Annotated in this window: 1 protein-coding gene; it reads left to right on the plus strand. The window is 55.5% G+C overall.

The genetic code is table 11. From position 1 onward, the window contains the following. Positions 1-99 precede the first annotated feature (99 nt). The gene (locus DMP17_RS46245) at positions 100-822 is read left to right on the plus strand and encodes a magnesium and cobalt transport protein CorA (protein WP_337833039.1); all 723 of its coding nucleotides are present in this window, start codon (positions 100-102) and stop codon (positions 820-822) included. Positions 823-857: the final 35 nt, after the last annotated feature.

Raw genomic sequence — 857 nt, forward strand, 5'->3', positions numbered from 1 at the left:
AGCTGGAATTCGACTTGCACGACCTCGCCGTTGAGGATGCGCAAGTTGCTCACCAACGCCCGAAAATTGAAGCTTACGGCGAAACATTATTTTCTCGCTGTGAAAACCGCGCAGACCGTTGACCGCCGGGTGAAGTTCGGTGAGACGCATTTGTTTTTTAACAAGCGCTTCCTCGTCACCGTCCGCCACGGTAGTTCCTTGAGTTATTCCAGTGCACGTAAGCGTTTGGAACGCGAGCCGCAATTGATGTCTCAAGGTTCCGCCGGCGCGATTTACGTCGTGCTCGACACCATCGTCGACAACTACTTGCCGCTCCTCGATGACTTCAATCATCAGCTCAATTCGCTGGAAGAGGAAGTGCTCGCGGAAACCTTCCACCCAACGACGATCCAACGTTTGTATGAGCTCAAACTCGAGTTGACGAAGTTGCGCATCGCAGCGTCGCCAATGGCCGACATCGTCGCGCAGTTGCTCCGCACGCGTAAGGAATTGGTCACCAAAAAAATCCAACCCTACCTCCGCGACGTCCACGATCACGCATTGCGGTTGAACGACGGTATCGACACCATACGCGAGATGCTCTCTGCCGCCATGGCCACCAACCTCTCGTTGGTCACGTTGCGCCAGGGCGAAGTCGTCAAGCGTCTCGGTGCGTGGGCAGCTCTGCTCGCCGTCCCGACGCTGGTCGCCTCCTGGTACGGGATGAACTTCAAATTCATGCCAGAGCTCGAATCCCGCTGGAGTTACGGCATTGTCATCGGCGCAGTCGCGTTGGTGTGCATTGTGTTGTATCGCAGTTTCAGGAAGTCAGGTTGGCTCTAATCACTACCCGCTGCGCTCGTCTCTAGTTAGAGGTA

This window comes from Pseudonocardia sp. TMWB2A (genome assembly GCF_017312135.1).